At 53.7% G+C, this 6,912-nt stretch carries 8 protein-coding genes and 1 tRNA gene; 5 read left to right on the top strand and 4 right to left on the bottom strand.

The features are described 5' to 3' along the window. The first annotated feature begins 250 nt into the window (after nucleotides 1-250). The 5 genes from QZ554_RS07860 to QZ554_RS07840 all read left to right on the top strand — a co-directional run bounded on the left by QZ554_RS07860 (nucleotide 251) and on the right by QZ554_RS07840 (nucleotide 3,744). A tRNA-Met gene (locus tag QZ554_RS07860) sits at nucleotides 251-322 on the top strand. A gap of 92 nt (nucleotides 323-414) precedes the next feature. Further along, nucleotides 415-1,239, top strand: coding sequence for a threonine/serine exporter ThrE family protein (locus QZ554_RS07855; RefSeq protein ID WP_297195650.1), 825 nt, complete (start codon nucleotides 415-417; stop codon nucleotides 1,237-1,239). Between the two features lie 43 nt (nucleotides 1,240-1,282). After that, complete coding sequence (locus QZ554_RS07850) at nucleotides 1,283-1,774, top strand: threonine/serine exporter family protein (protein WP_297195649.1); 492 nt, start codon at nucleotides 1,283-1,285, stop codon at nucleotides 1,772-1,774. A gap of 15 nt (nucleotides 1,775-1,789) precedes the next feature. Beyond that, nucleotides 1,790-2,713 (top strand): phosphatidylglycerol lysyltransferase domain-containing protein, encoded by a 924-nt coding sequence (locus tag QZ554_RS07845; protein ID WP_297195647.1) that lies wholly within the window; start codon nucleotides 1,790-1,792, stop codon nucleotides 2,711-2,713. Nucleotides 2,714-2,721: 8 nt separating this feature from the next. Beyond that, on the top strand, nucleotides 2,722-3,744 hold the full coding sequence (locus QZ554_RS07840) for a GNAT family N-acetyltransferase (protein WP_297195645.1): 1,023 nt from the start codon (nucleotides 2,722-2,724) through the stop codon (nucleotides 3,742-3,744). Nucleotides 3,745-3,884: 140 nt separating this feature from the next. Here the strand turns inward: QZ554_RS07840 and QZ554_RS07835 are convergent, their stop codons facing one another. From QZ554_RS07835 to QZ554_RS07820, 4 genes are all read right to left on the bottom strand, one after another. Then, entirely contained in the window at nucleotides 3,885-4,406 is a 522-nt protein-coding gene (locus tag QZ554_RS07835; protein ID WP_297195643.1) for an NAD(P)H-dependent oxidoreductase, read from the bottom strand. 386 nt (nucleotides 4,407-4,792) lie between these two features. After that, the gene (locus QZ554_RS07830; protein WP_297195641.1) at nucleotides 4,793-5,314 is read right to left on the bottom strand and encodes an NAD(P)H-dependent oxidoreductase; all 522 of its coding nucleotides are present in this window, start codon (nucleotides 5,312-5,314) and stop codon (nucleotides 4,793-4,795) included. 55 nt (nucleotides 5,315-5,369) lie between these two features. Further along, complete coding sequence (rsmD, locus tag QZ554_RS07825) at nucleotides 5,370-5,930, bottom strand: 16S rRNA (guanine(966)-N(2))-methyltransferase RsmD (protein WP_297195639.1); 561 nt, start codon at nucleotides 5,928-5,930, stop codon at nucleotides 5,370-5,372. Between the two features lies 1 nt (nucleotide 5,931). Next, on the bottom strand, nucleotides 5,932-6,786 hold the full coding sequence (locus tag QZ554_RS07820; protein ID WP_297195637.1) for a DUF3822 family protein: 855 nt from the start codon (nucleotides 6,784-6,786) through the stop codon (nucleotides 5,932-5,934). Nucleotides 6,787-6,912: the final 126 nt, after the last annotated feature.

Below are 6,912 nucleotides of genomic sequence, written 5' to 3'. Positions count from 1 at the left end.
ACACGCGTGTATACTGTTGTGTACACGTGGGTACACTGTTGTATACACACGTGTACACTTACCCCTCCTAGGTAGTAGACATACATAGGGAATTTCTACACCTAGGACACAGATACTTCTATCTTCGGTGTATACTCCTTGACTACATTGCCCTCCCACTAGGGTAATTTCATGCGTCGGAGATGAGGGTAATAGGGATGATTTGGTCAATTAGAAATATTGTACTACCTTTGCAGTGCAAAAGAGATAGCGCGGAGTGGAGCAGTGGCAGCTCGTTGGGCTCATAACCCAAAGGTCGTAGGTTCGAATCCTGCCTCCGCAACTAAAGAAGAGTAGCATGACTACCGACATTGATGAGCTTTCACCTAACCACCGGTGAGAGCTCATTTCGGTTATTTCTTATCGGATTGACTTATGCCACAGACTAAGCCTGGCCCACTAAGGGATGTAGACCCAGAGCAACTATTGGATTTCTTACTTCGCTTCGCTACGACACAGACTAGTGTCGGAGTGCAGACCTCCCGTATCGTAGTCAATACGACACGTGTGGCACATGCCTATGGATATGAGCTGACGATCATGATGTTCCAGAGGAATATCACGATGACCCTCATGCCTGCCTCCTCGGACAATATCGAGGATTCGCACATCAGTCGGGCTCACCCCGTGACGGGTATGATCCGCCATCGCCACCTCCCCCTCAACTTCTTCCTCAACGCTGAGCTCAGTCGCCTCTCCTGGTACACCTATGACCATCACCCCTCACTGCAGGAGCTGGAGGAGCGATTTGAGACCATCGTGACTACACCTCCGGTCAATCGCTGGCTCATCCTCTTCCTCATCAGCATGGCGAATATGGCCTTCTGCTTTCTCTTCGGAGGTGACATCGGCTCTGCTCTCTGTGTCTTCGCAGGCACACTCTGTGGCTTCTTCGTCCGTCAGGAGCTCAATGCCCGCCATGTCTATCCCTACCTCGTGGTATGTGTCTCAGCCTTCGTGGCATCCTTTGTCGTAGGGCTGGGTGCGAAGTTCGGACTAGAGACCTACCCCGAGATCGCCCTAGGGACGAGCGTACTGTATCTGATCCCAGGCGTCCCCTTCATCAACGGGATGATGGACCTGCTCGATGGCTTCATGCTCAACGGGATCTCCCGACTGATGACCGCCGTGATGATCGTCATCAGTATCACCGTAGGGCTGAGCTGCACGCTCATGATGCTCGACCTATCTCTACTCTAATTCTCTCCCCTACCCGACCATCCCCCTAATCCTCACCTAGAGTATGGATCTACTACTGATACTAGAGAAGGGCTTCTTCGCTGCACTTGCTGCCCTCGGCTTCGCTGCCGTAGGTAACCCCTCACGGGCTGCCTTCCGCTACGTACCTATCCTAGCCTTCTTCGGGAACATCATCCGCTTCTCCTTCATGGAGTATGCGGGGATCAACATCGCTGTATCGACCTTCTTCGCAGCCGTCTTTGTCGGCTTCCTAGCAGTCGTCTTTGCCTACCACGCACGCTACCCGATCGAGGTCTTTGCCTTCCCCGCACTGCTACCTATGATCCCTGGACGCTTCGCCTACCGCTCTCTACTGGGGATGATACGCTTCATGGAGAGTACTCAAGAGGTCGCTCATGAGCAGTATCTACCCGAGATCATCAGCAATGCGATCATCGCCCTACTGACGATGTTCGCCCTAGGCGTAGGTGTAGCTATCCCACTCTTCATCTGCTATAAGGCCTCCTTCCGCATGACCCGAGGCGAGGCCAAGTAATCACAACATCATCCTATGAGTAGACTCCTATTCAAGCCCATCACCCCCGAGGCACGGGAGATCGTGACCTCCTTCACCCTACACAGCTACGGGCAGATCTGTGACCTTGCCTTCGCCAACCTCTACGGCTGGGCAGTCAAGTACGAGACGTGCTACTGCGTGGAGGATGACAGCCTCTTCATACGCTTCTCCTCGCCACTGCGCTCTCACCCTGCCTACCTAGTACCCATTACCCGTGGAGAGGGCTGTGTGGGTAAGGCTATCGGGCGTCTAGGGAGAGAGACCGAGGAGGGAGGATACCCACTCGTCCTGATGGGCGTGACACCGACCTGTAGAGAGCGCCTAGAGTCGAACTGCCCCGAGGCCTTCACCTTCCTGGAGGACGAGGGCAATGCCGACTACATCTACCTCAGGGAGCGGCTGGTGACCCTATCGGGCAAGTCTCTGCAGTCGAAGCGTAACCACATCAACAAGTTCGAGAAGACCTACCCCGACTACACCTACGAGCCCATCACACCCGCCAATGCTCTAGAGTGTATGGCTCTAGAGCAAGCCTGGCTAGAGCACCACGAGAGCGAAGATGGAGGAGAGGACAAGGAGCAGGAAGTGATCCTAAGGCTCCTCACCCACCTCGAGGAGCTCCAGCTCTCAGGGGGAATTCTACGAGTAGGGGGAGAGATCGTAGCCTTTACCTTAGGCTCCCCAATCAATGGGACGACCTTCGGGGTACACATTGAGAAGGCTAATAGGGACTACGATGGAGCCTTCACCATGATCAACAAGCTTTTTGCCTCAACGATCCCCGAGCAATACATCTATGTCAATAGGGAGGAAGACCTAGGCATAGAAGGCCTTCGCCGAGCCAAGCTCTCCTACAAGCCCGAGCTGATCCTCCCGAAGATAGCCGCCGTACGTCGTCACGAGTGCAAGGAATATTGACCCCACACATGGCACTGGATGAAGCACGGGCGCTTTGGCAACTCTGCTTCGGGGATGATGACCTATTCCTCGACAGCTACTTCGCCAACGTCTATCAGGAAGAGAGTACCCTACTCCACAGGGAAGAGGGTAAGGTGGTCGCACACCTACAGTTCCCCCAGCTCTCCCTCTCAGAGGCAGGAGAAACGATACAGGCAGGCTATATCCTAGCTGCTTGCACTCACCCCGACTATAGAGGGCGAGGGTATATGAGGGGGTTGCTCACCGAGGCTCTGCGTAGAGAGCAGGAGCGAGGAGATGTGCTCTCGGTAATCATTCCTGCCGAGGGCTGGCTATGGGATTACTATCAGCGTACGGGTGGCTATGCCTCACTCCCTAATGCTCGGCAGACCGAGGACGAGCGTGATGTACTGGACGAAGTAGACCCCGACTACACTGCCGCCACCCTACTCGACTACCTCTGTGGCATCGAGGAGCTAATCGTAGAGCCCCATCTGACCCACTCACGGGGGATGTGGGAGGTGATCCTAAGGGACTATGAGGTCCACTTAGATCGCCTCGTTCAGGAGTATCGTGATCAGGCTGGTAGGGTTGCAGGAGCGATATTCGTCGTCTGGGTAGGAGAGGGATATTCCGCAGAAGCAATCTTCGGCACACGTGAGGTACGTGAAGCACTACTAAGAAAGCTAGGGCAAGCTCTCCCCCCTAATTCATTCACCTACAATCTGCGCCCCAGTGCAAGAGGCCGATCATTCAGCAAGGGGATGATACGTATCCTAGATATGCCCGCCTTCCTACAGTACTGCTTGAGGAGTGATCCTGAGCTGGCATTTGACTTTGACTATGAGGATGAAGTCCTCCCCAGGCACAATGGTCACTATCACTGTGCAGGAGATGGTAAGCTCATCGTCTCAGAAGTGAAGGAGGGGGCAAGTACCCCCGTTCGCTCTACAGCCGAAGTACTGGAGTTGCTTGGACTGACTTCATCCCATAGAAAGGGTATAGCACTACCTCTTTTCTTCGACCAATAAGGGGGTAGAACAAGAGACTTACATAGCTAAGAAAGAGCATGGGCTCCTACTCGTATGCGATACGAGTAGGAGCCCATGCTCTTCACTGTCCAACACAGACTATACGCCGAGCTCTGGATATAGCCCCAGCATATAGGGTACTATAGAGACTGAACGAAGGACACTAGCTTCTCGGCATGTGCCTTAGCCTCCTGCGCTACATTGGGGTTCGTGAGAGTAAGCTGTCCATAGAGCGGGAAGGCCTGGACGTACTCCATACCACAGTAGTTAACGGAGGCCTGGATGGGGGCACGGAGGACATGCTCGAGCTCACCAGCAAAGAACTCTTGCTGAGACGCTGTGGTGAAGGAATGGATGAACTTCTTTCCATGGAGTTTATCTCCACCTGTCCCAAAGGCAAAGCCATGCTGCAGGACCTCATCCATCCAACGCTTAAGCGCCGAGGGGACGTTAAACCAGAAGATGGGATGCTGGAAGATAACGACGTCTGCCTCTACAAGGGCCTTCTGCTCGGCAGCGACATCGATCTTGCTTAGGTCGGGATAGAGGGCATCGAGGTCACGGACTTCGAAGTTGGGGGTAGCCTTGAAGACCTCAAGGATGGCATTACCCGCAGTACTGATCTCGGGGTAGGTGTGAGAATAAATTACTAATACCTTCATCTTAATTGTTACTTATGTTCATCTGTAATAAAAACTAGGAAAGAAGAATAGTTCACCACACGATAAATCCCAACGTAGGGACAAAGAAACAGAGGCCTACCTCTCCACAGAGCCTAGACCTAGGCAAGTATCTCCCTACATTTGGTGGATTCCCTCTCTTCTGAACTATGGGTATAGTGCTGGAGATAGTTGGGGGACTTCATCCCTCGGTAGAGCCATAGCTCTCCCTCTTTTATTGACCGATAGTGAGGGAGAGACCGAAGGACGACCTAATGAAGAAACAGAAAGAGCTCCCACTCGTGTCATGTACGAGTGGGAGCTCTTTCTGTTCTCTATTTCCTATAGACTATCTGTAGACAGGGCGGAACTCTACGTATGGGACGTCTCTAAAGAGACTGGACAAAGGCCACAAGCTTCTCAGCATGTGCCTTGGCCTCCTGCGCTACATTGGGGTTCGTGGGAGGGAATTGTCCGTAGAGCGGGAAGGCCTGGACATATTCCATACCGCAGTAGTTAGCAGTGGCCTCGAAAGGAGCACAGATGACCCTCTCTAGTTCACCGACATAGGCTGCAGCCTCAGAGCCCACCGTAAAGGAGTGGATGAACTTCTTCCCATGTAGCTTATCTCCACCATCTCCGTAGGCAAAGCCAAACTGAAGAACCTCATCCATCCAGCGCTTGAGCGCTGAGGTACCACTATACCAAAAGACAGGGTGCTGGAAGATAATAACGTCCGCCTCTAAGAGAGCCTGCAGCTCGGCTGCGATGTCGATCTTGTTCAGGTCGGGATAGAGTGTATCGACATTGCGGACTTCGAAGCCTGGGGTGACCTCCAGAACCTCAAGGATGGCCTTACCAGCTACACTTGTCTCGGGATAGGTGTGCGAGTAGATTACAAGTGCTTTCATCTTACCAATAGTTAGTGTTCGTCTTTACGAGAACCCGAGGGGAAGGATAGCCAATCTACTCGGGGAGCTCTTGCGCTAGGGAAAAGAGGGAGAAGTTCACAGACCCATACACCCTACGCTCGGTAAAGTGTGGGTGCGAGGAGAAGTCATACTGCTGAGGATGCTCCACGACCAGTAGACCTCCCTCACGCAGGAGATTAGCCCCGAAGATAAGCTCTGGAAGCTGGGCGATCTCACTAAGCTTATAGGGTGGATCAGCGAAGATAAAGTCATAGATAGGCTGCGTCTTGCCTCCACGAAGGAAGCGGAAGACATCGGCCTGCAGCACCTGCAGGTGTGTCTCCTCCCCTAGTTCCCAAGCCACCGAGCGAATGAAGGAAGCATGCTCCCTTCGCTGCTCAAGAGCTACGACACGAGAGACACCACGAGAGAGTAGCTCCACGGCGATACTCCCCGTACCACTGAAGAGATCAAGAGCCGTAGTGCCCTCGAGGTCTATGTAGTGCTGGAGGACGTTGAAGAGGTTCTCCTTGGCAAAGTCTGTCGTCGGGCGAGCATTGAAGCTCTTAGGGACATCGAAGCGACGACGCTTGTACTTACCGCCGATGATACGCATACTACCTCAGTGCTAGGACACGATAGGGTTCTAGGCTCACTGCACCTACGTACCGTGAGAGTATGGCACGTAGCTTCTGTGCACTAGATCTGAGGATGGCGACCGTTGCCTCCGTTCCCTCCTCTGAGTGGGCGATGTGGATACGATCGCTGACACTAGAGAGACCGAAGTGTCGCCAGAGTGTAGAGGCATAGAACATCACTTCGCCTGCCACCTGGTCGGCATCCTGGAGGCGCACGATGGGATAGCTATTGAAGGCTATGAGCTCTCCACCTAGGAGCAGGAGGCAGTCCACCCCTTGCTCTCTGAGCACGAGGAGTAGCTCATGCCCCCGAGACTTCTGCGAGTCAGCTCTACGCTGTACGAGCAGAGGAATGAAGTAGGGCAAAGGCTCAAGAGTCGAGTGTCTACGCTTGAGGAAGGTATAGGCTCTCTGATCCCACGAGAGGACGAGGCTCTTACCCTCCTCTAGGAGTGCCACACTAAGGCCAACCTTGGGATTCTCAGGCAGGGCTAGTCGCTCGGAAGCATGATCACGATCGGGGGCTAACCAAAGGGATTCCTGCCCAGGCGTCAGGAGCTCCTCGGGGACAAGTACCGCTTCGTGGGGCTCGTAGTAGAGATAAGTGGTAGCATAGGGGAAAGCAAGCCACTCATTCTGATAGTACAGCTCCTCGATCTGCTGCCCAATAGGCGTACCGATGGAGGCATAGGGCAGGAAGGAAGTGAAGTTCGCCTCCTGCTCCACACAGACGGTGATAGAAAAAGCAAGTCCACCCGAGGTAGGTCGGATGGACAAGCTATGTGAGGGAGCCTCCTCTATAGTGAGAGAGAGGTGTCCGGTGTGATCGATCATTATTCCCAGTTACCGTTCGTCTTCACTTCGGTGAGCGAGCCGACACGCAGACCAGCGAAGGCATTCGTCTTAGCATTGGCAGCATCTTCCTTCTCACGGATACGACGCTCGTTGCCTAGGGGCAGG

It is taken from the genome of uncultured Porphyromonas sp. (assembly GCF_915070105.1).
GTDB lineage: Bacteria > Bacteroidota > Bacteroidia > Bacteroidales > Porphyromonadaceae > Porphyromonas.
The sequence above is the reverse complement of the archived record's forward strand: the minus strand, read 5'-3'. Positions and strand labels throughout refer to the sequence as shown.